Consider the following 424-nt stretch of genomic DNA (forward strand, 5'->3'; position numbering starts at 1 on the left):
AGAAAACGCATGTACATTGTTGCTGGTTTTGGCATTATCGGTTTAGTGCTGTTGGCGAGTTTGATGTTCTACATGGAGCTTAATGCTGTTACCTCAATGCAACAGCTTAAAGTGGTTGCTGGATTTGTGGTTATTGGCAGTGTATTAATCATGTTCCTTGCTCATGTTATCGGGCGTTTTGGAGATAAGCGAGCGACAACTCTGGTTAACGGCATTCAGAACATTAAAAAAGGCGATCTCACCCAAAAAATTGCTATATCTGGGAAAAGTGATTTTAGCTGGATGGCTTTTGAATTAGACAGTGCCCGAAAAAACGTCGCTAATCTGGTACACACACTGACCGGCGGTGTCAGCCAGCTGAATACAGCAACACAAAACATGACTGTTATCAGTAAAGAAACGGTGACCGGTGTATTGAAACAGC

General features: G+C 42.7%; 1 pseudogene. It reads left to right on the forward strand.

Annotated elements, in window-relative coordinates:
• Nucleotides 1-9: 9 nt before the first annotated feature.
• Nucleotides 10-424 (forward strand): annotated as a pseudogene (locus B3O33_RS15845) (methyl-accepting chemotaxis protein); the annotation flags it as partial.

Source organism: Methylophaga sp. UBA1464, from assembly GCF_002325665.1.
Lineage (GTDB): Bacteria > Pseudomonadota > Gammaproteobacteria > Nitrosococcales > Methylophagaceae > Methylophaga.